The 26,496-nt window shown below is 38.1% G+C and carries 21 protein-coding genes; 11 read left to right on the top strand and 10 right to left on the bottom strand.

The window, feature by feature from the left end; genetic code table 11:
- Positions 1–84 precede the first annotated feature (84 nt).
- From R3X26_RS13515 to arcA, 5 genes are all read right to left on the bottom strand, one after another.
- Positions 85–474, bottom strand: a complete 390-nt coding sequence (locus R3X26_RS13515; RefSeq protein ID WP_317717861.1) for a RidA family protein — start codon at positions 472–474, stop codon at positions 85–87.
- A gap of 141 nt (positions 475–615) precedes the next feature.
- The gene (gene pyrI / locus R3X26_RS13510; RefSeq protein ID WP_317717860.1) at positions 616–1,080 is read right to left on the bottom strand and encodes an aspartate carbamoyltransferase regulatory subunit; all 465 of its coding nucleotides are present in this window, start codon (positions 1,078–1,080) and stop codon (positions 616–618) included.
- A 14-nt stretch (positions 1,081–1,094) separates the two neighbouring features.
- Positions 1,095–2,024, bottom strand: a complete 930-nt coding sequence (gene pyrB, locus R3X26_RS13505) for an aspartate carbamoyltransferase (RefSeq protein WP_317717859.1) — start codon at positions 2,022–2,024, stop codon at positions 1,095–1,097.
- 397 nt (positions 2,025–2,421) lie between these two features.
- The gene (argF, locus tag R3X26_RS13500; RefSeq protein WP_317717858.1) at positions 2,422–3,426 is read right to left on the bottom strand and encodes an ornithine carbamoyltransferase; all 1,005 of its coding nucleotides are present in this window, start codon (positions 3,424–3,426) and stop codon (positions 2,422–2,424) included.
- A gap of 330 nt (positions 3,427–3,756) precedes the next feature.
- Positions 3,757–4,977: an arginine deiminase gene (gene arcA / locus R3X26_RS13495; protein ID WP_317717857.1), complete on the bottom strand. Its 1,221-nt coding sequence runs from the start codon at positions 4,975–4,977 to the stop codon at positions 3,757–3,759.
- A 524-nt stretch (positions 4,978–5,501) separates the two neighbouring features.
- On the opposite strand from arcA, the gene rraB reads away from it, so the two are divergent.
- The 3 genes from rraB (at position 5,502) to R3X26_RS13480 (ending at position 9,127) form a co-directional block, all read left to right on the top strand.
- The gene (rraB, locus tag R3X26_RS13490; RefSeq protein WP_317717856.1) at positions 5,502–5,912 is read left to right on the top strand and encodes a ribonuclease E inhibitor RraB; all 411 of its coding nucleotides are present in this window, start codon (positions 5,502–5,504) and stop codon (positions 5,910–5,912) included.
- A 279-nt stretch (positions 5,913–6,191) separates the two neighbouring features.
- Positions 6,192–8,198: a methyl-accepting chemotaxis protein gene (locus R3X26_RS13485; RefSeq protein ID WP_317717855.1), complete on the top strand. Its 2,007-nt coding sequence runs from the start codon at positions 6,192–6,194 to the stop codon at positions 8,196–8,198.
- Positions 8,199–8,332: 134 nt separating this feature from the next.
- Positions 8,333–9,127 (top strand): glycosyl hydrolase 2 galactose-binding domain-containing protein, encoded by a 795-nt coding sequence (locus tag R3X26_RS13480; protein ID WP_317717854.1) that lies wholly within the window; start codon positions 8,333–8,335, stop codon positions 9,125–9,127.
- A 74-nt stretch (positions 9,128–9,201) separates the two neighbouring features.
- On the opposite strand, the gene R3X26_RS13475 is transcribed toward R3X26_RS13480, so the two are convergent.
- The 5 genes from R3X26_RS13475 to pepA all read right to left on the bottom strand — a co-directional run bounded on the left by R3X26_RS13475 (position 9,202) and on the right by pepA (position 16,002).
- Positions 9,202–10,107 (bottom strand): bifunctional helix-turn-helix transcriptional regulator/GNAT family N-acetyltransferase, encoded by a 906-nt coding sequence (locus R3X26_RS13475; protein WP_317717853.1) that lies wholly within the window; start codon positions 10,105–10,107, stop codon positions 9,202–9,204.
- 108 nt (positions 10,108–10,215) lie between these two features.
- Positions 10,216–10,617 carry a DUF2061 domain-containing protein gene (locus tag R3X26_RS13470; protein ID WP_317717852.1) on the bottom strand — a complete coding sequence of 134 codons (402 nt, stop codon included), beginning with the start codon at positions 10,615–10,617 and terminating at the stop codon, positions 10,216–10,218.
- 268 nt (positions 10,618–10,885) lie between these two features.
- Complete coding sequence (locus R3X26_RS13465; protein ID WP_317717851.1) at positions 10,886–13,756, bottom strand: valine--tRNA ligase; 2,871 nt, start codon at positions 13,754–13,756, stop codon at positions 10,886–10,888.
- 93 nt (positions 13,757–13,849) lie between these two features.
- Positions 13,850–14,302 carry a DNA polymerase III subunit chi gene (locus R3X26_RS13460; protein WP_317717850.1) on the bottom strand — a complete coding sequence of 151 codons (453 nt, stop codon included), beginning with the start codon at positions 14,300–14,302 and terminating at the stop codon, positions 13,850–13,852.
- Positions 14,303–14,493: 191 nt separating this feature from the next.
- Positions 14,494–16,002: a leucyl aminopeptidase gene (pepA, locus tag R3X26_RS13455; protein WP_317717849.1), complete on the bottom strand. Its 1,509-nt coding sequence runs from the start codon at positions 16,000–16,002 to the stop codon at positions 14,494–14,496.
- A gap of 190 nt (positions 16,003–16,192) precedes the next feature.
- Between pepA and lptF the strand changes: the two genes are divergently transcribed.
- The 8 genes from lptF to ilvN all read left to right on the top strand — a co-directional run bounded on the left by lptF (position 16,193) and on the right by ilvN (position 26,353).
- Positions 16,193–17,302, top strand: coding sequence for an LPS export ABC transporter permease LptF (gene lptF / locus R3X26_RS13450; protein ID WP_317717848.1), 1,110 nt, complete (start codon positions 16,193–16,195; stop codon positions 17,300–17,302).
- Positions 17,295–18,365 carry an LPS export ABC transporter permease LptG gene (gene lptG / locus R3X26_RS13445; RefSeq protein WP_317717847.1) on the top strand — a complete coding sequence of 357 codons (1,071 nt, stop codon included), beginning with the start codon at positions 17,295–17,297 and terminating at the stop codon, positions 18,363–18,365. Before lptF ends, lptG begins: the two co-directional genes overlap by 8 nt.
- 151 nt (positions 18,366–18,516) lie before the next feature.
- Positions 18,517–19,044 (top strand): phosphatase PAP2 family protein, encoded by a 528-nt coding sequence (locus R3X26_RS13440; RefSeq protein WP_317717846.1) that lies wholly within the window; start codon positions 18,517–18,519, stop codon positions 19,042–19,044.
- A 3-nt stretch (positions 19,045–19,047) separates the two neighbouring features.
- Entirely contained in the window at positions 19,048–20,091 is a 1,044-nt protein-coding gene (locus tag R3X26_RS13435; RefSeq protein WP_317717844.1) for an MJ1255/VC2487 family glycosyltransferase, read from the top strand.
- A 575-nt stretch (positions 20,092–20,666) separates the two neighbouring features.
- Positions 20,667–21,629: a transcriptional regulator LeuO gene (leuO, locus tag R3X26_RS13430; protein WP_317717843.1), complete on the top strand. Its 963-nt coding sequence runs from the start codon at positions 20,667–20,669 to the stop codon at positions 21,627–21,629.
- 259 nt (positions 21,630–21,888) lie between these two features.
- Entirely contained in the window at positions 21,889–23,706 is a 1,818-nt protein-coding gene (locus tag R3X26_RS13425; protein ID WP_317717842.1) for a long-chain fatty acid--CoA ligase, read from the top strand.
- A 434-nt stretch (positions 23,707–24,140) separates the two neighbouring features.
- The gene (locus R3X26_RS13420; protein ID WP_317717841.1) at positions 24,141–25,859 is read left to right on the top strand and encodes an acetolactate synthase 3 large subunit; all 1,719 of its coding nucleotides are present in this window, start codon (positions 24,141–24,143) and stop codon (positions 25,857–25,859) included.
- On the top strand, positions 25,859–26,353 hold the full coding sequence (gene ilvN / locus R3X26_RS13415; protein ID WP_317717840.1) for an acetolactate synthase small subunit: 495 nt from the start codon (positions 25,859–25,861) through the stop codon (positions 26,351–26,353). The genes R3X26_RS13420 and ilvN overlap by 1 nt, the downstream gene beginning before the upstream one ends.
- Positions 26,354–26,496: the final 143 nt, after the last annotated feature.

The raw sequence follows: 26,496 nt of genomic DNA, 5'->3' as shown, positions 1-26,496 counted from the left end.
GTGCACTTAGCACTCTTTATTTTTTATTGGCACTTTAATTCTATCCAAGCGTTATGTTTTAGCGAGTCATTAGAGTGTTGGATCTTAACGTACCGCAATAGCTTCAATTTCAATTTTGACATCTTTAGGCAGACGAGCGACTTCCACACAAGAGCGAGCAGGATAGTTGGCCACTTTATGTTCATCAAAAAATCGCCCATAAACTTCATTAACTGCAGCAAAATCATTGAGATCTTTAACAAAAACAGTCATTTTAACAATGTTAGAGACGGATAAACCAGAAGACTCAACAACGGCTTTCACATTATTTAAGGATTGGCGAGCTTGCTTGGCAATATCATCTGAAACAATCTCTCCGGTAGCAGGTATCACTGGGATTTGCCCTGAAGTCATTACCATATTACCCAGATCGACACCTTGAACATAAGGACCAATAGCGGCAGGTGCTTGTTCAGTATGAAGTACTTTAGTCATTTTATATCCTTTATATTTCTTATATTGTTGTTCTATGTGAAGGCATTAGTCTGCAATAATCGGTTAGGCTTCGTCAAAGCTTTTGTTGCTAGGAATAATTCTATAGCGTTACTGTGCCCTATTTTAAACCATTCTTAGTTGTTAGCTTCTCTCGGTGACGATTTCACGAGAGAATACTTTCTCGCAATATTTGCATCTCAACTGAATTTTTTCGGCTTTCTTAATGACATTAAAGCTACTATCAACGGGTTCGCCATGACTGATACAGTTACTGTTTGGACAAGAGAATATAGCTTCTATTTTATCAGGAAGAGAGAGGGTTAATTTTTTAATGACCTCGTAATCTTCAATTTGATTTACCGTTGCTTGCGGTGCGTACAGCGCGAGTTGATTTGCTTGCTCTTCCGAAATATAAACATTTTCAACTTTAATCAGATCTTTGGCGCCTAATGCCGATGATGGTAGGTTTAGTCCCATAGTAATGCGTTGTTCGCTTTTATGCATCTGAAATAATTTGAGAACTTTAATGCCTACATGAGCAGGAATATGGTCGATAACGGAACCATTTTTAATTGCTTCTACTTGCAGTTGTGCTTTGTTTACCATTTTTTATGCCTCGCTTAAAGATCGTTATTCAGAACTAATGCTAGTAGGGCTTGACGCGCATAAACACCATTTTCAGCTTGTTGAAAATAGTAAGCGTGTTTGGTTGCGTCAACGTCGGTGGTTATTTCATCTACTCGTGGTAATGGGTGCAGAACTTTCATATTGTCTCGTGCTGTAGAAAGTTGGTTAGCTGAAAGAATAAATGCTGATTTTATATGTACGTATTCAGATTCATCAAATCGCTCTTTTTGAACTCGAGTCATGTAAAGAATGTCGAGTTCCGGTATGACTTGATCCATCTCGATATGCAAGCTATAGGGTATTTTGGCTTCGTCCAACTCTTCACAGATATAATCTGGCATAGCGAGTGCTTCTGGAGCGATAAAAAAGAATCGATTATTATCAAACTTCGCTAACGCTTGAGTGAGTGAATGCACCGTACGACCATATTTTAAGTCACCGACAAACGCGATATTAAGGTTGTCTAATCTACCTTGAGTTTCATAGATTGAGAATAAGTCCAGTAAGGTTTGTGTCGGGTGTTGATTTGCGCCATCTCCACCATTGATAACTGGAATATCGTTGGAGAACTCAGAAGCGAGTCTAGCCGCACCTTCTTGAGGGTGGCGCATAACAAAAGCATCAACATAGGATGAAATGACTTGTACAGAATCAGCCAATGTTTCCCCTTTTTTTGCTAATGATGTATTACCCGCATTATCAAAACCAACAACGGTTCCACCTAAACGTTGAACCGCCGTTTCAAATGAGAGGCGAGTACGGGTAGAGGGTTCAAAAAAACAGCTTGCGACGATTTTATTTTTTAGTAATTCTGGGTTAGGTTTCGATTTTAATTGGCCAGCTGTTTCTACAATGAGTTCTAGTTCATTCCGTTCAAGCTCTGGGATGGAAATAATGTGTTTATTAAACAGCGAATTCGCCATGATGCTCTTCCCTCTAAGGTTGGTAGAAATCTTTTTTTGACTTTTTTCATGCAAAAAAAAGCCCCCTTAATTAAGGAGGCTAATTCAAAAATAGTAGAAATAGAAAAGAATATAGCACCGATACAAGTCGGTTGATTACCTGACATTTAACAGTAATAACGGCCATTTTCTATCTCTATTTCGATAAATTGCGGCAATTATACTCGGCTTTTATGTGAACGCAAGCGATTACGTGGAATGTTTGTGAAATGCATTACATTGATGTTTTTGATTAGTCTTTTTTGTTGTTATTTCTTTTTATATCAAGTGGTTGAGTTTTAATTTGTACAGTCCAATAAGCTCGAATTTATTCGCTTTGGCTTATTGAACTGGGAGAGTTGAACAATAGTTATTATGTTTATTGACCGAGGGTAGCAACCATCACTGCCTTGATTGTATGCATACGGTTTTCTGCTTCATCAAAGACAATAGAATAGTCGGATTCAAATACATCCTCTGTAACTTCTAGTCCTGACATACCATACTTTTCAGCAATTTTTTTACCAATAGTGGTTTCATCATTATGGAAGGCAGGGAGACAATGCATAAACTTAACCTGTGGATTACCGGTAGCTTCGATGGTGTCCATATTGATTTGATAAGGCGTCATTAATTTTACGCGATCTTCCCAAGCTTGTTCCGATTCGCCCATAGAAACCCAAACATCAGTATATAAATAATCACAATCCTTAACACCTTGTTGAACATTTTCGGTTAAGGTAATTGATGCGCCGGTTTGGAGAGCAATTTTTTTACATTGTTCTACAAGTTTCTGTTCAGGCCAGAATTGTTTTGGTGCTATTAATCTAATATCCATCCCCATTTTTGCAGCACCAACTAAAAGAGAGTTACCCATATTATTACGAGCATCGCCTAGGTAGGCAAAAGTCATTTCATGTAATTTTTTACCACGACCATGTTCTAACATCGTTAAAAAATCGGCAAGAATCTGGGTTGGGTGGAACTCGTTAGTCAGTCCATTCCAAACTGGTACACCAGCATTTTCGCCAAGCACTTCGACAATCTCTTGACCAAAACCACGATATTCAATGCCATCGTACATTCGACCTAATACGCGAGCCGTATCTTTCATTGATTCTTTGTGGCCAATTTGTGATCCGGATGGACCAATATAGGAGACTTGTGCGCCCTGATCATAAGCGGCTACTTCAAATGCACATCGAGTACGAGTGGATGACTTCTCAAAAATTAAAGCAATATTTTTACCACTTAAGCGGGGTTGTTCATAACCACTATATTTAGCTTTCTTTAGATCGGCAGATAATTCTAAAAGATATTGAATTTCTCTCGGTGTAAAGTCCAATAATTTTAGAAAGTTACGGTTACGAAGATTAAAAGCCATTATAGTTCCCCCTTAAAAATTTGAATGGAAGTGGCTTAACTAAGATGATTTTATATAGACAGCTCACTTCAATTGCCTATATGTAACGTATTACGAGGTAAAAGTGAATAAATATTCTTAAATTTTGCAATAATATATGCTTCTGGCAAGGCTTTAGTCTTGAAAAGCAAGTTAGAAATTGGATAAATAATGAGACAGAGGATATTGCGTTGGTGTGCGTTATGTTAATAAAAAGAGGTTGGTATCAAATACCAACCTCTTTTTTAATGTAAAGCAATAAAGTGCTTAAACAGACAGAAGTAGCTTGCTAAGCTGAATAATTAGGAACGGTTAAATATTGTCTCTTTCTATTGGGCAACTCATACATCTAGCGCCTCCACGACCTCGACCTAACTCGTTGCCAGGAATGCTCAGTACGCTGATACCTGCTTTGTCATATTTTTCATTGGTGTAAACATTTCGTTCATAGCCAATCACCACTCCTGGTTTCACGGTAAGCACATTGTTAGCGTCATTCCACTGCTCTCGCTCTGCTTCGTAATTGTCGCCACCTGTTGTGATTAACTTGAGTTGATCAACGTCTAATGCCGATTCTAGTGCGGTAATATAATTAGGTAGTTGACGAACGTGCATTCCCCCATCATTTTTGGCTGTAAGAGACCATGTTTCTAACTTATCATTGATAATTTCTGGGTAAACGGAAAATGTATCCACATCTATATGAGTCATTACGGTATCTAGATGCATACAAGATCGATGTTTGGGTAAATTTAGCGCAATAACTTGCTTTGCTTGGCCCGATCTAAATAGGTTGGCAGCTAAATTTTCAACCCCTTGTACTGTGGTTCGTTCCGACATACCAATAAGTACCGAACCTTTGCCTATAACCAGTACATCGCCTCCTTCTATGTTAGCGTTATCGTAATGTAGATCTTGGTCGCCAAAGTAGTTGATAAAATCACTTCCTGCAAAAATGGGATGCCAACGATATATCGCTCTTAAATGGTTCGTCTCTCTTTGACGTGCAGCTTTCATCATTGGATTGAGTGAGACACCTCCGTAGATCCAACAGGATGTATCACGAGTAAATAAATGGTTTGGGAGTGGCTCAATAACAAAGTCAAGAGCCTTGTTCATCTTAGGCAAAATGGAAGATGACTGAATCGGCAATTCAGAATAAGCTAATCCACCTAGTAGAATGGTTGCTAAGTGTTCATTATCCATTTCCGCTAAATAGTTTCTTAGATCTTTGGCGAATGTTGGCCCATACCTGAAATCAGAAATTTGGTTAAGTAAAAGCCAAGTTTTTGCTTGCTCGATTGCAAGAGTGTCAACTAAAAGATTATGTAAAAGCAGAACTTCAACATCTTGGTCTCGTAGTGTTTTAGCAAAAATATCATGCTCTTCTCCCGCAGCCTCAACAGCAAGAACATCATCGAATAGTAAATCCTGACAGTTCGATGGCGTTAGGTGGGTGAGTGCTCTTTCTGGTCGGTTTAATAGCACTCTACGTAGTTGACCTACTTCTGAGCCCACGTACAACTGGTTCATTTTGTATCCTTACAACAATTATTATCCTGTCTTTATGACAAGCTTCTAGATAAGTTGCAAATTTAACGGGTAACTTTAAATATTGTCTATAATTATTTTTTTGGTTTTTAATTCTTATAATTTTATTTTTTTATCAATAAATAAAATTTTATCCTTTTACTAGCGAAAGGTTAATTTGATTGATTATGCTAAAAAAAAATACTGAGTATGTCAGTTATTTTACAAGTTAAATATTTTACTTATTGATTTTAAAGAAAAAAAATAATTTTCTTGTGCGGTGTGGCTATATGAAAGATTTGTTTTGAATAATCATATTAACGCAGTTTTTGTTCATTAGTATTAAATAGAATAAACATGATTTTGTTCTGAATATTGCCGCTAGAAGTGAAAATAGAGTGTGCTTAGCAAATAGATCATCATCAAGCTATGATTCGAGGTGGCATTTAAGGTCGATCCGTGACATATTTCACGGCAACTTAACGACCTTATTTTTAACTAGCTCATTTACTATCTGGAGTACATATATGTCTCACGAAGATGAATACCTATCTGTTGAAGCACTCATTGAAATTCAAAAAGAAGATACAAGGCAGATTATTGACGCTCTTTTGCAAGATGGAAGTGATCCGGATGCACTATATGATATCGAACATCATCTATTTGCTGAGAACTTTGAAACATTAGAAAAAGCGGTGGTTGAAGCGTTTAAAATGGGATTTGAAGTTTTAGAAGCGGAAGAAACAGAAGATGAAGATGGTAACCGATTACTTTGCTGTGATGCTACAATGGAATCAGCCTTAAATGCTGAGGCAATAGATGAACAAGTTGCTAAATTAGTCGAATTAGCGGAAAAATATGACATCATTTATGATGGCTGGGGAACCTTCTATGAAGGTGATGATGCCGATTATGAGGAAGAAGAAGAAGATCAATAATAATTAATTCTCCTATTTTTAAGGGTGCTTTAGTGCCCTTTTTTATTGCTTACCTTTAATACATTTATAGTTTATTTCCGTATATTTACTGCTTTTTTAACGCATTTATTGTTGTTTTCAGTGTATTTAGTGTTATATATAATTAAGAGTATTTTCTGGGTTTATAAATGATCTTTAATTTGTAAATTTTACTAAACTATCTTTAATGTATGCCGATATAAGATATCAGATAACAATGGATTGTTATTGTTTATTGCTTTTATCGCGACGAGGTTTTTCATGCACTTATCTTTAATTCAGCGAATTAGGCTGGGATTTATTACCATTACACTCTTTGCACTAGCAATTAGTACGTCTGCTTATTTTTCCCAAGTAAATATGTCACAACAGCTGAAGCTTACGGCTTCAACATTAACGGGGTTACTTGATCGCTCAAATGTTCTTGGTCAGCATTTGCAAAACGTTAATCGTTCGATGTTAGTTCATGCGAATAATAACCAAGAAGAGCAGAGAGCAGTATTGCGGTCGGAATTAAATGTGGCGAAGCAAGCTTACTTTGAAACCGTATCACTGTTTGAATCAGAGCTTGATAACTATCCAAATATCGCCAATCAGCTAACCGAGTTAAATGACAGAGCAAATGTATTCTTAGACGATGCTTCCGAGCATTTAAATTTGCATGATAGAAGAGTTCTTGCCCGGTCGGTTTCCACTAGTGAACTTACAAAGTTTGACGATGAATGGTTATTTTTTGAGTCGGATATTAATGATTTGATCGCGAGCGCCAAAGCAGACGATAATCAACAGTCTGCTTGGGATCTTGAATACTTGTTCATACAAGGGAAAAGTGCTGCGGATTATTTGCAAAAAGTGCTAACGGTGAACAGTAAAGAGGGTATCGAAGCGCCAAAGACTGAGTTATTAGCTCATTTAAAAGGGTTTAATGGCAAGGTAGACTCGATTTTAAAAGCAATGCCAAACTCTGAAAGTTCAATTGCTTTGTATCGTGATTTACTTGAATTTAATATTACTAATGAAAAAGGCTTATTACAGCAGCACATTAAATATATTGAACTAAATGAAACAAGCATCGCACTACTGGCAAAAATTGCACAAGAGGTCGATCAATTAATTTATCAGTCTGGCGATATCAGTGCAAAGATTCGAGCCATATCTGAATCGGCTCTTAAAAATGCGCAACAAGAATCATCCGATCTATTTATTTTGAATATAGCGCTGACCGTTATTTCGATTTTATTTGCAATCATTATTACTGTCACCGTTGTTCGTTCAATCAAACAGCCTTTGTCCGATATTATGCTAGCGATTGATAAGCTAGCAAATGGAGATTTAACTCATAAAATCAACCAAAACTATCAGTCTGAATTGGGATTAATTGCAGAAAATGTAAACAGTTTAGGGGATAAGTTGAGTGGTTTAATTTCACAAATTCAATCCTCAGCACAAACAGTAAGTGGCGTTGCTGATGAAAGTCATGCAATGAGTCAAAAGACCAATCAAAGAGTGTCTGAACAGAGTAAACAAACAGATTCAATAGCCGCTGCGGTAACAGAAATGGAGCAAGCTATTAACGAAGTGGCTTCTCATGCGGCACAATCGAGCAATGAAGTCGATCAAGTGACCTTACAAGCACATTCTAATATGGATAATATGCAAAAGAACTTGCGTTTTGTTGGGCGTTTACAAGATTCACTTGATGAAGCAACACAAGTCATTGGTCAATTGTCTAGTCAAAGCCAGCAAATAGGCGCAATATTAACCGTTATACAATCTATTTCGGAGCAAACTAACCTGTTGGCTTTGAATGCGGCCATTGAAGCTGCTCGTGCTGGAGAGCATGGACGAGGGTTTGCTGTCGTTGCTGATGAAGTTCGTTCACTTGCAAACAGAACGCAACAATCAGCCAATGAGATTGGTGTGATGATAGATACTTTGCAAGAAAAAGCAGATCAAGCGGTGGGTATTGTTGAAAATAATTTAGTCCATGCAGAGCAATCAGTTAAACAAACGAATGAAACCAATGAATCTTTAGAAGATATGCTAGCGCGTTTAACGCATATTAACGAAATGAGTCGTTCTATTGCCACTGCCTCTGAACAACAAACAGCAGTAGCACAAGATGTAGCAAAAAATATTGTACAGATATCGGATATGACGTTGAGTATCGCAGATGATGCAAAAGAGGCGGCACAAAATAGTGAATCTCTCAATCAATTATCGTCGGAACAAAGCCAATTAATTGCCCAGTTTAAGTTATGCCAATAACTAATATTTAGTTAAACTATTTGGAATGGAGATCAAAATTTTATGGGTCTCTATTCTACTATTCCAGAGAGAAGAATATGCTGCGGATAATTTATTACGTATACTATAATAAATTGATCTAGCGCAAGTATATTATGCAATTACCCCTTTCAGGACATTGGCAACTATCACCTTTAACCGATCTATCTTTACCGCAAGATGATCTCTCTTTTCCTGCGCCTTTTAGCCAAGTTTTACCAAGTCACTTAACCGAGTCGCAAATTTTACAACAAGAGTGGCATTTAATGCATGATATTGAAGTGACTGAGAATATGCTTATATTTCCGGTGGTTGACCTCGTTATTGGAGGGGTAGACTATTATGCGGAGGTAAGGGTCAATGGCGAGGCTGTGTTCGATTGTGATGGCAGTGAAATGTGCTATCGAAAAGATATTCAACAACATTTGCGTTTAGGCCGAAATCGCATTGAAATCTTATTTTTAGATCAAGATGACGATTGGTTATTTGAAGATGATGAAATATGTACCCTAGGTGGGCAGTTGCCACGCAAACGCGATAATCGATTAGGGATATGGGAAACACCTTATTTAGATTTTATTCGTAATGTTCGCTTAGATTATGTCACTACTGAGCAGATTTGGCATCATGGTGGTGGTTGTGAGTTTAAGGTGACACTTTTTTATAAGGTATATGCTGCCGGTCTGGTTTCTGCCTCAATAAAATTTGACGGTGTTACTTATCAAATTCCACTAGATGTTCGGGTTAATCATGTCACTGCACTTTTTCAAATTGATGCCCCAAAGTTAGCCAAAGAAAACTTTTGCTATTTACTCGAAGTCGAACTTGATGAGCAAAAGCATACTCATCAAGTCGGGCTACATCCTAGCCGTAATGCCGAGCATTACCCTATTCATAGTGAAACAATTTGAACCCCTGATATTGTCATTGTTGGTTAAAGCATGCTGTTGATTGAAGACAATCTATAACCTGCCTACCCATTTACTTATAATATTTTTAGCATCCTAATTTCACAATCGGTGTGGCCAGTATTCCCTATTGGCTCATCGATTACCTCAAAACCAAGTGATTGATATAAAGCAACGGCTTCTACTAGGGCATTTGTGGTTTCGAGGTACATCTTCGAATATCCCATTTTCCTTGCTTGTTTAAAACATGTTACAGCGATCGTTCTTGCTAGCCCTTTACCTCTTGCTTCGGGAAGAAAATACATCTTTTGTAATTCGCAAATATCACTTTCGCCAGCAACTGGCGCGATACCTGCACCGCCATAGATTTTACCTTGTTTTTCTAACACCCAATACTGGCTTTTTTCTGCTTCATATACTTGATAAAGAGAATCAAGAGTCGGATCGGCGACGCTAAACCCTTTGTCTTCAGACAAACCATATTCAGAAGATACTTCTCGTATAATTGTTGCAATTATCTCGTTATCGCTTGGTGCTATAGGGCGAATATTGTAATTACATTGAATATTAGAAAGGGAGAGGGCTTTAATATACTTAGCTAAACTTGATTCAATCAGGTTGAGTTCATCGTTGTCAAATTGGTCGATAACTGCTTGAACTTGTTTGTTTCTTGAGCTCTCTATACTGTCTAAAATCTGCTGACCTTTTTCCGTTAAGCGATACAATTGACATCGTGCATCATTCGGATTGGTAATAGATTCAATAAGCAACTGTTTGGCTAAAGAAGTAAGAGTACGCTGAGCATTAGAACGGTCAATTTTCAGTTTTGTGGCGATTTGGCTGATGGTTAACCTTTCCTGGCCTAACTCTACGAGAGTGTGAACTTGAACAGGCGGTAAACTAAAATTTCCATAGTGTGTTTCTAAAGCACCTAAGCTACGAACAAGATCTCTAGAGGCTTTTCTTAGTTGTAATTTTTTCATTATAATTATTAAACTTTTATAGGATATAAAACTAATATGATTTCATATCCTAATAAAGTCAATAGAGAGGAAAGCGAATCAGAAGTGGTAGTATCAGTAATAACTAATTTATGCAGTTTTTATTGCTATTGTTCCACTGGTGGTCATTAATTCATGTCTACGAAGCCAGATTTTCTCATGAAAATAGTAGGCGACTGTATTGATACTCGGTTCAATTGTTGCCATTACTCCCCCAATAAATGCATCACCTGTTAGAAGATATGTCACAAGGAAAGCAACGTTAAAATGGATGAATGCAAAACTAGCTGTTTTCACGCGAGTTTTATCTTCATTTCTTTTTAAGAAAGGTAGTGTTGCCCATATTTTTTCGTGAAAATAAAAAGCGACAGTATTCACGCTTGGTTCTATCATTGCGATCAAGCTACCAAGTAGAAAGTCGCCAGTTAAAATATAAGCAACCGTTAAGGCGATAGTGAAATGTAAGCTGGCAAATGTCATTGTTTTAATCATGGCTGTATCCTCTCAAATAAAATAGATTAATTCTTAGCATCTAAATAGTATTGATAATTATTATCATTTAGGCAAGATAAATATGATAATTAATTTGATAGGTTTGAACGATGAATCAGGTTCATTGATTAGTTAAAATAAAAAAACGCTCGATGAACTTCATCGAGCGTTTTTTTATTTTTTGCTGTTAGTGACGTTTAAACGCCACTTTCTAAACGATAGCGAATGATTAAAGGTTGCTATCGTTTTTTAAATTCAGCAATTCTGTTTAAAGTGCTGCTATTGTTGTTTTTTGTTCTTCCAATTTCACTAACGTCTCTTTATAGCCTTCGAGTTTTTCACGCTCTTTAGCCACAACTGCTTCTGGTGCTTTGGCAACAAAACCTTGGTTGTTAAGCTTACCGCTAACGCGCTTTATTTCACCTTCAATTTTTTTCACTTCAGCATCTAATCGAGCCAATTCTACATCTTTATCGATAAGACCAGCCATTGGTATTAGTAGCTCAGATTTAGCCACAAGTGCAGTTGCACAAGCGGGTGTTTCTTCATCTTGGCTAAGAACGTGAACGCTATCTAATTTTGCCAGTGATAGGATAACGGTGAGGTTATCTTGCAAACGTTTTGTATCGGTATCATCTGCAGGTTTAAGCATGACGTCTAATGGCTTGCTTGGCGCAATATCATATTCTGCACGTAGGTTACGGATTGAAGAAATGAAGCTTTTAACCCATTCAATATCAGTAACCGATTTTTCATCATAACTATCAGCATCAAATTGAGGTAAAGCTTGAGTCATGATAGTTTCACCGTCAACATTGGCAATAGGTTTTACGCTTTGCCAAATAGATTCAGTGATATATGGAATAATAGGGTGAGCGAGACGCAATGTTTTCTCAAGCACAGTAATTAGCGTGTAGCGAGTCGCCATTTGTTGCGCTTCAGAACCTTTCCATAGAACAGGTTTCGTTAACTCTAAATACCAATCACAGAACTGATTCCAGATAAATTCATAGATGGTGTTCGCTGCCATATCTAAACGGTAGTTTTCGATATGAGCATTAAAATCTTTGGCAGCAAGTTGGAATTGGGATTCAATCCATTTATCAGCCAATGAGAAATCAAGATTAGTGATTTCTTGTTCCGATAATTGCGTGGCGCAATTTTGTTGTTCGGTATTCATTAATACGTAGCGACTTGCATTCCATAATTTATTACAGAAGTTACGGTAACCTTCTAGACGTTTCATATCCCAGTTGATATCACGTCCAGTCGATGCCATTGCAGCAAGAGTGAAACGAAGAGCATCGGTTCCGTATGGTTCGATACCACCTTCAAAGGTTTTACGAGTATTTTTTTCTATTTTAGCCGCTAGCTTTGGTTGCATCATATTGCCACAACGCTTTTCTACTAACTCTTCAAGGCCAATACCATCAATCATATCAATAGGATCAAGCACATTACCTTTAGACTTTGACATCTTATCGCCATTTTCATCGCGGATAAGACCTGTCATATAAACGGTCTTGAATGGAATTTGAGGTTGTCCATTATCGTCTTTGATAAAGTGCATTGTCATCATGATCATACGAGCAACCCAGAAGAAGATGATATCGAAACCTGATACCAAGACTTCTGAGGGATGGAAAGTTTTCATTGCTTCTGTATTTTCTGGCCAACCTTGAGTACCAAAGGTCCAAAGAGCGGAAGAAAACCAAGTATCTAAAACATCATCATCTTGACGAAGCACAACGACTGGAGCAAGGTTATGTTTTTCGCGAACCTCTTCTTCCGTTCGGCCTACGTAAACTTTTCCTTCATTGTCATACCAAGCTGGTATTCTGTGTCCCCACCAAAGCTGACGAGAAATACACCAATCTTGTACGTCTCGCATCCACGCAAAATACATATTTTCATATTGTTTTGGTACGAATTGGATTTGACCATCTTCAACTGCTTTTACTGCTGGCTCTGCAAGCGGTGCAGTGCGGACATACCATTGATCGGTAAGCATTGGTTCTATAACGACACCACCGCGGTCGCCATAAGGTATAGTGAGGTCATGGTCTTTAATTTCGCCTAACAACCCAAGTTGCTCAAATTCGGCAACGATGGCTTTACGTGCAGCAAAACGTTCCATACCGTGGTATTTTTCAGGGAGATCGCTGCTGAATAAGTCGCTTTCTTCACCGTTAGCGGTGAAAACTTCTGCTTGATCGCGAATTTCAGCATTAAACGTGAAAATGTTGATCATAGCTAGATTGTTGCGTTTACCAACTTCGTAATCGTTAAAATCATGAGCAGGAGTGATTTTTACACACCCAGTACCTTTCTCCATATCGGCATGTTCATCGCCTACAATAGGAATTAAGCGTCCGACAATAGGAAGTTCAACAAACTGGCCAATGAGATCTTTATAACGAGGATCTTCAGGGTTGACAGCAACACCTGTATCACCAAGCATGGTTTCAGGACGAGTAGTTGCTACAACAATATAATTTTTGCCATCCGCTGTTTTTGCTCCATCGGCTAATGGATAACGGAAATGCCACATGAAACCTTTTTTGTCTTTGTTTTCTACTTCAAGATCTGAAATCGCGGTATGTAGCTTCGGATCCCAGTTAACCAGACGTTTGCCACGATAGATCAAATCTTCTTCATATAAACGAACAAAGACTTCTTGAGTGGCAGCAGACAAACCATCATCCATAGTGAAGCGTTCACGTTCCCAATCTACAGAAGCACCTAAGCGACGTAGTTGTTGAGTTATTGTGCCACCCGATTCTGCTTTCCATTGCCAAATTTTATCGATAAACGCATCACGACCGTAGTCGTGTTTGGTTTTGTTTTCTTCAGCAGCTATCTTACGCTCTACAACCATTTGGGTTGCGATACCAGCGTGGTCAGTACCAACTTGCCATAACGTATTTTTACCTTTCATACGTTCACAACGGATTAAGGTATCCATGATAGTATCTTGGAAGGCGTGTCCCATGTGCAGGCTACCGGTTACATTCGGTGGCGGGATCATAATGCTATAAGCTTCTTTAGATGTATCACCGTGTGGCTTGAAATAGCCTTTCTCTTCCCATGTTTGGTATAGAGACTGCTCAATTGATTGCGGGTTGTATGTCTTTTCCATAGCGTCGTTAACTGGGTACTTTTGGTTGATTCCGAAAAATAAAAATTTTATGTCGCTTTTATTTTAAAAATAATAACCGCATAAAATCATAAATTAGTGTTGATAGTTGATATCAATAGTCTGCATTTGATATCCAGCTTGGCGATAAATTTTATACCTTTCGCGGGCATTTTGCTTCGCTTTTTCATCATAAGGAACAAAGTCTATCACTTGAGCAAAGGTTCCGGCAAAGTTTGTCTGATCTTTCGCCAAATTAATCACCAGTTGACGATTCCAACTTGGTTTTAATTCGGAGTGGCCTATTTCGATTAACGTACCATTTTTTGGCCCTTCACCGACTAAGTTGTGTGCCAAAAATAGATTAGGTTGTTGTTGCCATAATCGTTCATCCCAACATAATGAATCATCTTTATTTTCTGCATTAACATACAGTTTGACGCCTTGTTCACTAAAGTGCTTTAGAAGAAATAAAACATAGGCTTGAAATCCTAGTTCGTCACATTGAGGAGAATCAGGTTGAACGATATAAAAAGTAGCCGTATTCATGCGCAGTAAACCTGAAAATAGTATTGCCTAAATAAACCGGCATTTTTGAAATAAGCCGGTATTTTGTCATACACAACAATTGTCGAATTTTAACAAAAAACAGTGCTGGTATCTAAAATCATAAATGAGAGTTATAAATTTGTATTGTGAGATCTAAAAAAAGGCCTTTCGGCCTTTTTTAGATTAAATGCTTACTCTTCAATTTCTTGGCCGCTACGATTCAGTAAAAACTGAACAAGTAACGATACTGGTCGACCTGTTGAACCTTTAGCCGAGCCTGATTTCCAAGCCGTACCTGCAATGTCAAGGTGAGCCCAGTTGTATTTTTTTGCAAAACGAGATAAAAAACAACCCGCGGTTATCGTTCCTGCTGGACGCCCACCAATATTTTGCATATCTGCAAATGGACTTTGTAACTGTTCGTGATATTCGTCCGCCATCGGCAAGCGCCATGCTCTATCGCCAGCTTGTTCAGATGCATTAATTAATTCATGAGCAAGTGGGTTGTGGTTAGACATTAAGCCGCTAATATGATGACCAAGAGCCATAACACATGCACCTGTCAATGTTGCGATATCGACAACACATTCTGGTTCAAAGCGTTCAACATAAGTAAGAGCATCGCAAAGTACTAGGCGTCCTTCAGCGTCGGTATTTAAAACTTCTACCGTTTGCCCAGACATTGTGGTGAGGATGTCTCCTGGACGGTATGCATTACTTCCTGGCATGTTTTCACAGCCAGCGAGAATAGCAACGACATTGATTGGCAACGACAATTTTGCAAGAGCTTTCATAGTACCAAAAACCGATGCAGCACCGCACATGTCGTATTTCATTTCATCCATACCAGCACCTGGTTTAAGTGAAATACCACCAGAATCAAACGTTAACCCTTTACCAACTAAAACAATCGGTTTGGCATCAGGATCAGGATTACCTTTGTACTCCATCACTGACATCATCGATTCATTGCGAGATCCTCGACCAACGGCTAAGTACGAGGTCATGCCCAGTTTTTCCATTTCTGCTTCGCCAATGATCTTGGATGTTATTGATTCATAATCATCCGCTAAGCGGCGTGCTTGTGACGCTAAATAAGCTGGGTTAGCAACATTTGGTGGCATATTGCCCAGGTCTTTCGAAGCTTTAACGCCAGAGGCTATGGCTAAACCATGATTAATTGCTTTTTCACCTAAATTTAACTCTCGACGCGTTGGTACATTGAAAACTAGCTTGCGTAATGGTCGACGTGTTTCAGGTTTATTACTTTTGAACTGGTCAAAAATATATAGTCCATCTTTAGTTGATTCAACGGCTTGACGCACTTTCCAATAAGTATCTCTTCCCTTCACGTGAAGTTCTGTGAGAAAACACACCGCTTCCATTGAGCCCGTCTCATTCAATGTGCTAATTGTTTTTTGAATGATCTCTTTATATTGGCGTTCACCTAATTCACGTTCTTTTCCGCAACCGACTAACAATACTCGTTCTGATAAAACACCGGGTACATGATGCAAAAGAAGAACTTGCCCTGGTTTCCCTTCAAGATCTCCACGACGAAGTAACGCGCTAATATACCCGTCACTTATCTTATCAAGCTGTTCTGCCACAGGGGAAAGGCGGCGAGGTTCGAATACGCCCACAACAATACATGCACTACGTTGTTTCTCTGGACTGCCACTTTTTACACTGAACTCCATGTAAACTCCTACAAGTTAAAGACAAACAGAACTAAATGTTAGATAATCGTTGCTTACATTGTTCTAATTTGAACTAAAATAAAATGAATTAACCTAAGTAATATTTGGTCTAAATTTGAAAAATAAAAGGTTCATCGAGAAATTATAGTGATTAAAGCAAAAAAACAAGTTTTCTATAGGGTCTTTTAACGTGATTATTGTCAGATATTTGATCCGAGAGACAATCAAAAGCCAAATTGCGATTTTTTTCGTACTTTTTTTGGTTTTTCTTAGTCAGAAATTTATCAGTATTCTTGCACAAGCTTCTGATGGAGATATTCCTGCGAGCTTGATTATTACCTTAGTGGCTTTGAATATGCCTTCAATGGCAGGAATGATCTTGCCATTAAGTATTTTTGTCGGAATTTTGATTACTTTTGGCCGGTTATACGCTGAAAGTGAGATTACCGTTATGAATGCAACAGGAATAGGTAATAAATTTCTGGTTCAAGCGGCGCTTTATTTGGCGCTAATTACCTCGGGATTAGCCGCATTTAATAGTTTATGGTTAACTCCTTGGGCGCTAGATAAGCGTGCTGAAACACTGGAACAACTGTCGGCAGATAATAGTGTTGATCTTCTACAAAAAGGCCAATTTCAACGAACGCCAGACGGGTCGGCAGTAGTCTTTATTGGCGATTTGAAAGATAAAAAGTTGAGCAATGTTTTTGTCGCTCAGGTTGTATCTAAAGATTCTCTGAGACCGAGTGTGATGATTGCTGATTCGGGTTTAGCTAAAGAACTTGATGATGGTAGGCAGATTCTTTCTCTCTATGATGGTGCTCGGTATGAAGGAATACCAAGTCGGCTGGATTATATGATCACAGATTATGAAGAATACGATGCATTAATTGGCCAAAGAGAAGTACAAGAGAAAGGTCGAGACTGGGATGACCTGCCTACTTTGAGTTTGCTTAATAGCGCTGAACGAAAAGCTCAAGCTGAGCTTCAGTGGCGTATCTCGTTATTTGCTTGCATTCCATTGTTAACGCTTATCGTTATACCTCTTTCCTCAGTCAATCCGCGCCAAGGACGATTTGCTAAGATGGGGCCAGCAATATTGATTTATATGACGTATTTTCTTGCGCTTAGTGCTAGTAAATCGGGCATTGAGAGCGGCGGTTTATCGGTGTTGATAGGTATGTGGCCGGTTAATATTTCTTTGCTGTTTGCTGGGCTCATTCTGAATTATATGGACAGTATTGCTGTTAGGCGTGTTATAGATAATTTTAAACAAAGAAGGTTGGCTAAACGTGTTTAAAATCCTAGATCTCTACATAGGTAGGACGATTATTGCCACCACCTTCCTTACTTTATCTACTCTAGTGGGGTTGTCTGGCATTATTAAGTATGTGGAACAGCTAAGAAAAGTTGGCCGCGGTACTTATGATCTAATTCAAGCACTTTATTTTGTATTACTTGGTGTACCAAGAGATATTGAAATGTTCTTTCCTATGGCAACATTACTTGGTGCATTGATTGCGTTAGGAATGCTTGCTTCTAGTTCAGAATTAACCGTAATGCAAGCGTCTGGTTTTTCAAAACTAGATGTTGGTTTGTCGGTTTTAAAAACCGCGATTCCATTGATGGTTATGGTAATGGCTTTGGGTGAATGGGGTTCACCGCAAACCATTAAAATGGCGAGAGAATCACGTGCAATGTCTATTTCAGGTGGAACAATAGTGTCGGTTCGCAGTAGTGTTTGGGCGAAAGATGCGAACAATTACATATATATTGGGCGTATTAACGATGAATCGTTGCAAGCATTGACTGTCTGGCAGTTTGATAACGATAACAGCCTGAATAAAATTATTCATGCTAAAAGAGCGAACTATGTTGGTGACAATATATGGCAAATGAAAAATGTCGAATTAACGAACATGAAAGATAATGTACAATTGTCAAAAGAGAAGCTTAAAACCTACGATTGGAAATCAACAATAGAGCCAGACAAATTAGAGATTGTCACAGTTAAACCAGAAGAGTTGTCCCTATCAGGGATATATGATTATGTTAATTACCTTAAAGCGTCCGAACAAGATGCATCGAGATATGAGTTGGCATTTTGGCGGAAAGTAACTCAACCTCTTTCCATTGCTGTAATGATGTTAATGGCGTTGTCTTTCGTTTTTGGACCTCTACGGACGGTGACGATGGGGGCAAGAATTATTTCTGGTATTATTGCTGGTTTCACCTTCTATATATCCAGTGAATTTTTTGGACCCTTGAGTTTAGTTTATCAAATACCGCCAGTGGTTGGTGCTGTTGCGCCTAGTTTATTGTTTTTAGTCTTTGCTATTATGCTATTACGGCGAAAGTTATAATTTAGCTATAGGCAGAGTGAATATTGCAGAATGCGAGAGCGTCGTCATATAGTTAATATGATATTGTCATCATTTGTATAAATTAGCGTCACCTGCTTGTCATTTTTATCCCATAAGTTAGTCCTATGACGTTATTTATGAGGACAAGGGAATGCGTGCTATACAACCGATTGCTAGATTTGACTTAGCCGTTTCGTTACTTTTTTTGCAGCATAGATTTAATCAAGACGTTGCTCGAGTCAGTAAAGCTATCTCTCATACCGGAGATGGTCATTTATATGGAATAATAGGCCTTATTTCTTGGGGGGTAGATAAAGACTTAGGCACGATATTTCTTGTGGTTGGTTTACTGGCTTTTGCCATTGAATTACCGATTTATTGGTTTGCTAAAAATAGTTTTAAGCGTAAGCGTCCTGAAGAATTTTCTAGCCAATTAACCTCATTTATTAAACCATCAGATAAATACAGCTTACCTTCTGGTCATACCGCTGCCGCTTTTGTTATGGCAACCCTTTTAGGTCATTTTTATCCACAATTTTATGTTATCTATTTTCTTTGGGCTAGCCTTATTGGTATTTCTCGAATTTTGCTTGGCGTACATTTTTTGACAGATGTATTGGTTGGCGTAATTTTAGGAATCGGCAGTGCCACGCTTGCTCTTCAGATTGTGGGAGGCTAGAGAATGAAAATATTATATGGAGTTCAGGGTACTGGTAACGGACATATCGCAAGAGCGAGAGCAATGGCGTGTGCTTTAAAAGAAAGAGATGTTGACGTCGATTTTCTTTTTTCTGGTCGAGATGAGAATAAATATTTTTCTATGGAGGAGTTCCGCTCGTATCAAACGAGGAAAGGGGTTACTTTTGTTACCAATAAAGGAAAAGTCGATTATTTTAAAACCGCACTCGCAGCGGCCTCTTTACCGATCATAAAAGAGATTAACAATTTAGATCTTTCGTCTTATGATCTGGTCCTCAATGATTTTGAACCTATTACCGCATGGGCTGCGAAACGGCAGCAAGTACCTTGTATTGGTATTAGTCATCAGAATGCATTTCGATACGCTGTACCGAAAAAAAATCATCGTTGGTTAGACCGGAAAATAATTCAGCATTTTGCCCCTTCAGATTTCCATATTGGATTACATTGGTATCATTTTGGACAACCGATTTTGCCTCCAATAGTGCATAGAAACAGCCACACGATAGAACAAGGGAAGGATGTTTTAGTTTACCTGCCATTTGAAAGTGTCAATGAAATTACTGACGTACTACTCGGTTTTACTCAGACTCAATTTGTTTGTTATCACCCTGACATTACTGAACCGAGTTGCTTGGAAAATATAGAATTTAAAAAAACATCGCATAGTGCCTTTCAAAAAGATTTACATCGGTGCCAAGGTGTTATTGCAAATGGCGGTTTTGAGTTACCTTCCGAAGCCTTGTCGATAGGAAAAAAATTGCTTCTAAAACCTTTAACAGGGCAATTTGAACAAGAAAGCAATGTAGCGACATTAGAGCATCTTGGACTAGCACACTCGATGGACTATCTTGATTCTACCGCTATACGAGCTTGGTTAGATGTCTCCGAGGCGGAAAGTGTTACTTATCCTGACGTTGCGCAATCAATCGTTGATTGGATCCTCAAAGGACATTGGACTTCCAGTGAGCAACTTCAAACCGAGCTTTGGCAACAAGTCGACTTCCCAAGTTATGCATTGATTTAATGTTAGCCTAAATCATAGGTAATAAAATTAAATTCTCATCCAATGGTAATTAGGTGGCTGGCTTGAATGTAAGTCGCCGCTTTATTTTTTCAAAATGATCTATTTTCGTTTCACAATAATCAGTCATTTCTCAGATTTTATTACTCCCTCTTAAATAAGATTTATCTTTATTCTTTGTGTTGTTAGATGACCAAACTAGGCATTTAACAAATATTAATTTTATTTAACGCCATTACTAACCATACATAATTTCAATTAGTCTACTCCGGTACGGCTGTTTTATATACATGAATGAAATACACACTGTGAAATTTATTAACTTAAGCTATTTATACTTTTTTATAACTATTAATAATTTTAAATAAACTATTGTTTTATATTGGTTATTTTGCTTTTTAAGTAAATCAAAGTAATTATTTATAAAGGTTATTGAAAAGATAAGAATGATTGGTAGATAGTTGCATCAAACGAGCGATACCGCTCTATCAAAGCTTAAATATTAATCACAACTCTAGCGCTCTATTGTGGTGGCGACCGTTACCATATGGCTATAGAAAAACCTTATAGGTAAACATATGCAAGATAAATATGAATTAGACAATATTATCGTTAGTGAGCGAATTGAATCCACGTTACGTAGTGTAGATTTAAATCTCTTAACTGTGTTTGATGCGGTTATGCAAGAGCAAAATATTACTAGAGCTGCGCATAATCTTAACATGTCTCAGCCTGCGGTAAGTAACGCAGTTGCGCGATTAAAAATCATGTTTAATGATGAATTATTTATGCGTCATGGAAGAGGAATTCAACCTACCCAACGTGCTCGACAGTTATTTGGCCCAATGCGCCAAGCACTTCAGTTGGTTAGAAATGAACTACCGTGTTCGGTATTTTCTCCTGAATCTTCCACGCGGTTATTTAAGCTTGCGATTTGTAGTCCAAGCGATCTACGTTTTGCTCCTGAGATTTTGTCTGGTATCGCGGATGCGGCTCCAAATATTCAATTACATGTAGATGCTGAATCTGATGTGAATTTGAGTGAAAAAATGCGCTATCAAGAAGTTGATTTTGTTATTGATTATATTAGTTTTGATCAACAAGGCTTCTGTAGCACCGAGATTTTTAATGATGAATTGGTTGTGGTTGCGGCCTCTACACATCCACGAATTGCACATTCAATTTCAGAACAAATGTTACTGTCTGAAAACCATGCTAAGTTATCTATGATAAATGGGCTGCGCAGCTTTTCGGAACAAGCTTACAAGCATATTAAGTGTAAATCTTCTTATGAAGGGACGAGTTTAAGTAATGTTTTATATGTTGTTAGCCAATCCGAACTGATTACAGTTGCTCCTCGTTGGATAGTGGAAAAATTATCATCTAAACTTGATCTTAAAGTTGTTGATCTGCCTTTAGAAAACAAACAAATTTCAGGTTTTTTGAGCTGGCATGAATCGAGTGAAAAAGATAGAGGGCACATATGGATGCGAGATCAATTAATGCTAATATGTGGCGAAACCCTGGCTAAAGGTTCATAACATAGGCAATTTTTGTTTTGAATATTAAATAAGACCTCGGTGAGCTAAATAGCGTCCGAGGCTTTTATTGGCTTCTGATATGTTTGTTGGAATAGAATTACCGCTTCCTAAATCCTTTCAAAACAATCTTAGATCAAACTTAATACACAAATTTACTAATTTGCTTACATTTGAATACCATCAATTGTTGCCTTTTTTAATGCTGAATGTACACTTGTGCGCAGATTAAGCTTACATGTGTAAGCCAAAGGTAAAGACAATGGCTAATAAAGATTTTCACCTCATAAAAAACATTCGAGAGCAAATTACCAAAGGTGGGGATCGAATTGCTCTTCGCCACAAGGTCTCTGACATATGGCAAGGAATTAGCTGGAAACAATTTGGTGAGCAATTAGACTCACTTTCTTTGGCGCTCTTAGCCCAAGGGATAAATGTTCAAGATAAAGTGGGCATATACTCTAATAACATGCCTCGCTGGACTATTGCCGATATTGCAGCACTGCAAATTAGAGCAATAACCGTCCCTATTTATCCCACAAACACAGTAGAACAATCGGCTTACATTTTACAAAATGCCGACGTTAAAGTGCTGTTTGTCGGTGAGCAGGCTCAGTACGACTCTGCCCTTAATCTATTTGATCAATGTGGTAAATTAGAACTTATTGTCGCCATGTGTGATGACGTAGACTTAAAAGAGCATCCTTGCGCATACCATTGGAATGAGTTTGTAGCTCAAGGGAAACAGACGTTTCAAGAACAATTTGTATCAAGAATACAAAATGCTAATAATGATGATCTTTTTACCCTAATTTATACTTCTGGAACGACAGGACAGCCCAAAGGCGTAATGTTGGACTATGCAAACATCGGGGCGTCTTTTAAAGCTCATAACCAAAAAATGGAAGTAACAGAGCAAGATGTTTCACTATGCTTTTTGCCTCTTTCACATGTTTTTGAGCGAGCGTGGACTTTTTATGTACTCTACAAAGGAGCAACCAACTGTTACCTGCAAGATACTATGCAAGTGCGCGACGCCTTAGGGGAGATTCGTCCTACCGTTATGTGTGCTGTTCCTCGATTCTACGAGAAAATCTTTTCAGCAATACATGAGAAAGTAGCGAGGGCACCATTCCATCGTAAACTGATTTTTGCTTGGGCGGTCAATATGGGCGCCCGAGTTTCAGTGTGTAAACAAGAAGGTCGCCAGCCGTCTTATCTGCTTAAAAAAAGCTATCAATTAGCTGATAAATTGGTTCTAGCTAAACTGCGATCTTTACTCGGCAGCAATATTAAGTTTATGCCGTGTGGAGGAGCGAAGTTAGACGCGACTATTGGTCGTTTTTTCCATGCAATTGGTCTTAACGTAAAGCTTGGTTATGGCATGACTGAAACAACCGCAACGGTTTCTTGTTGGGATGATGATGTATTTAATCCTGACTCTATTGGCGTAACCATGCCTGATACTCAGGTTAAAATTGGTGAGAACAATGAAATTTTAGTTCGAGGGCCAACCGTCATGCGTGGTTATTATAAAATGCCAGAAGAAACCGCGAGCACTTTTGATGAGCATGGATTCTTGAAAACAGGTGATGCAGGTGAATTTGATGAAAATGGTAACCTCTTTATTACCGACAGAATTAAAGAATTAATGAAAACTTCCGGAGGCAAGTATATTGCGCCACAAGTCGTAGAAGGGGCAATTGGGAAAGATCATTTCATCGAACAAATTGCCGTTATTGCCGATACCAGAAAGTTTGTTTCAGCATTAATAGTGCCTAGTTTTGAATCTCTTGAAGAGTATGCTAACGAGTTAAATATCAAATATAAAGATAGACTTGAATTACTCAAACATCATCACATTGTCGAAATGCTGGAACAACGAGTGGCAATGTTGCAAAAGGATTTAGCTAAGTTCGAGCAGGTGAAAAAATTCACCTTGTTACCTAAAGCTTTTTCTATGGATAAGGGTGAATTAACACCAACACAGAAATTACGTAGAAAAGTTATTCATGAAAGGTATGAAGTAGAAATCGAAGATATGTACACTGATAAGAAAAAGACAGGCCATGATTCGTAATTAATACTCAAACCAATAACTGAGTTTTGTGATAAAAGCCCATTGATTTAGCAAAATCAATGGGCTTTTAACTTACCTTGAGAAAAATAATATATTAGTATTTCTGTGAATATTGAAATAATTTAGCATTTAATTCTGATTTATTTTTCTTTTCGTGTTTATGTTTTTTTTTGTTTTTTACTATTGATTTCCTAGGCAATAAGTCCGAAATTAGACTCACAGTAAAAGAGAATTTCTTATACTGATTCATGGATTATTGCACTTTTAAACGAAACTACTAGAGTTCACCTCTAACGTTAAAAGCGCAGTATTTTAGGCTACGAATAAGCCCTAACTATGTAATACGACAATCAGTAGGTCTTTGGTTACAAGCCAGAGATGACGACTTTGGGCTTATCGGCAAAGGTTGATTGGACGTATTAGGAGGCAATAGAATGGAAATGTTATCCGGCGCGGATATGGTTGTTCGCTCACTACTTGACCAAGGCGTTGAGCATATCTTTGGCTACCCAGGTGGCTCAGTTCTCGATATATATGATGCATTACACGAAAAAAGTGATATAGAACACGTACTTGTTAGGCATGAACAAGCTGCTGTGCATATGGCAGATGGTTATGCTCGAGCAACAGGTAAAACAGGTGTAGTGCTTGTGACTTCTGGCCCCGGCGCCACTAATGCGATTACTGGTATAGCTACAGCGTATATGGATTCTGCGCCAATGGTGGTTCTTTCTGGTCAAGTTCCAGGGACTTTAATCGGTAATGATGCATTCCAAGAATGCGATATGGTCGGAATATCTCGTCCTGTCGTTAAACACAGCTTTTTAGTGAATGACCCGAAAAAAATTCCTGAAATTATCAAAAAAGCTTTTTATTTAGCCTCAACTGGTCGACCTGGCCCTGTAGTTGTCGATCTACCGAAAGATATGCTTAATCCTTTATTAAAATTCCCTTATGAATATCCAGAATCGATTAAGATGCGATCATATAACCCAACTACATCGGGACATAAAGGACAAATTAAGAAAGGTTTAAAAACCTTGTTAGCAGCTAAAAAACCAGTGCTATATGTGGGTGGAGGTTCAATTATTTCTGAATGTCATGATCAATTATTACAGCTTGCAGAAAAGCTGAATTTACCGGTAGTTAGTACGCTTATGGGATTAGGTGCTTTTCCGGGGACTCACAAAAATTCGTTAGGTATGCTTGGAATGCATGGCTCTTATGAAGCCAATATGGCCATGCATAACGCAGATTTGATTTTTGGTGTAGGGGTTCGTTTTGATGATAGAACCACCAATAATGTTGAAAAATACTGCCCGAACGCCAAAATTATGCATATTGATATTGACCCATCTTCGATCTCTAAAACAATAAGAGCTGACTTGCCTATTGTTGGTTCTGCCGATGTTGTACTGAATGCCATGTTGAAATTACTAGATGAGCAAGAAAGTAACAATGATGTTGAAGTAATTGATAAGTGGTGGAATGAGATATCAACATGGCAGAGTCGCAAATGTTTAGATTATCAAAAATCTCCTGATAACATTAAACCGCAGCAGGTTATTGAAGCTCTGTATAAACTAACTAACGGCGACGCTTATGTTGCTTCCGATGTTGGTCAGCATCAAATGTTTGCTGCATTATATTATCCATTTGATAAACCTCGTCGTTGGATTAATTCTGGTGGGCTCGGCACGATGGGCTTCGGCTTGCCTGCAGGAATGGGGGTTAAATTCGCCATGCCAGAGGAAGAAGTTGTGATTGTTACTGGCGATGGCAGTATCCAGATGAATATTCAAGAATTGTCTACTGCTTTGCAATACGACATCCCAGTAAAAATTATTAACCTAAACAACCGATTCTTAGGTATGGTTAAGCAGTGGCAAGATATGATTTATCAAGGCCGTCATTCATCATCTTATATGGATTCTGTTCCAGATTTTGCTGCGATTGCTGAAGCTTATGGTCACGTTGGAATTAGAATTTCTTCACCAGATGAATTGGAGTCTGAATTAAAACGTGCATTGGATATGAAAGATAAGCTGGTATTTGTTGATATTACGGTAGATGAAACCGAGCATGTATATCCAATGCAAATTAAAGGTGAAGCGATGGATAAAATGTGGTTAAGCAAAACGGAGAGAACATAATGAAACATATAATTTCACTATTACTTGAGAACGAACCAGGATCTCTTTCTCGTGTTGTTGGCCTATTCTCTCAGCGTGGATATAATATTGAATCACTGACGGTATCGCCAACCGATGACGAAACCTTGTCGCGTTTAAATATAACCACTATCAGCGATGATTTGGTTCTTGAGCAAATCGAAAAGCACCTACATAAACTTATCGATGTACTTAAAGTACAAGAAGTGACTAAGCGTGAGTATATCGAAAGAGAACTTATGTTGGTTAAAGTGAAAGCTAGTGGTTTTGCTCGAACAGAAGTAAAAAGGACATCGGATATCTTTCGTGGTCAAATTGTCGATGTGACTCCAACTCAATATACGGTTCAGCTAACTGGCAACAGTGAAAAGCTCGATGCTTTTGTGAACGCGATTTCAGATGTTACAGAAGTGGTTGAAGTGGCTAGAAGCGGAATTGTCGGTATTGCTCGTGGTGAACGCGCTTTGAAGGCTTAGTTTAATTAACTATTTGATTTATTATTGCTTTGGCAAAGCGTTTTAGTTTCAAATAGAAAATGAATAGATATAAAAAAGAGAGCTTAACTAAGCTCTCTTTTTACATCTCGCTATAAAATAAAACGGTAAGTGTAGATTACAGT

The sequence above is a fragment of the Vibrio sp. TH_r3 genome, assembly GCF_033101115.1.
GTDB lineage: Bacteria > Pseudomonadota > Gammaproteobacteria > Enterobacterales > Vibrionaceae > Vibrio.
Note: the sequence above shows the minus strand (reverse complement) of the source record. Positions and strands in the feature narration are given on the sequence as shown.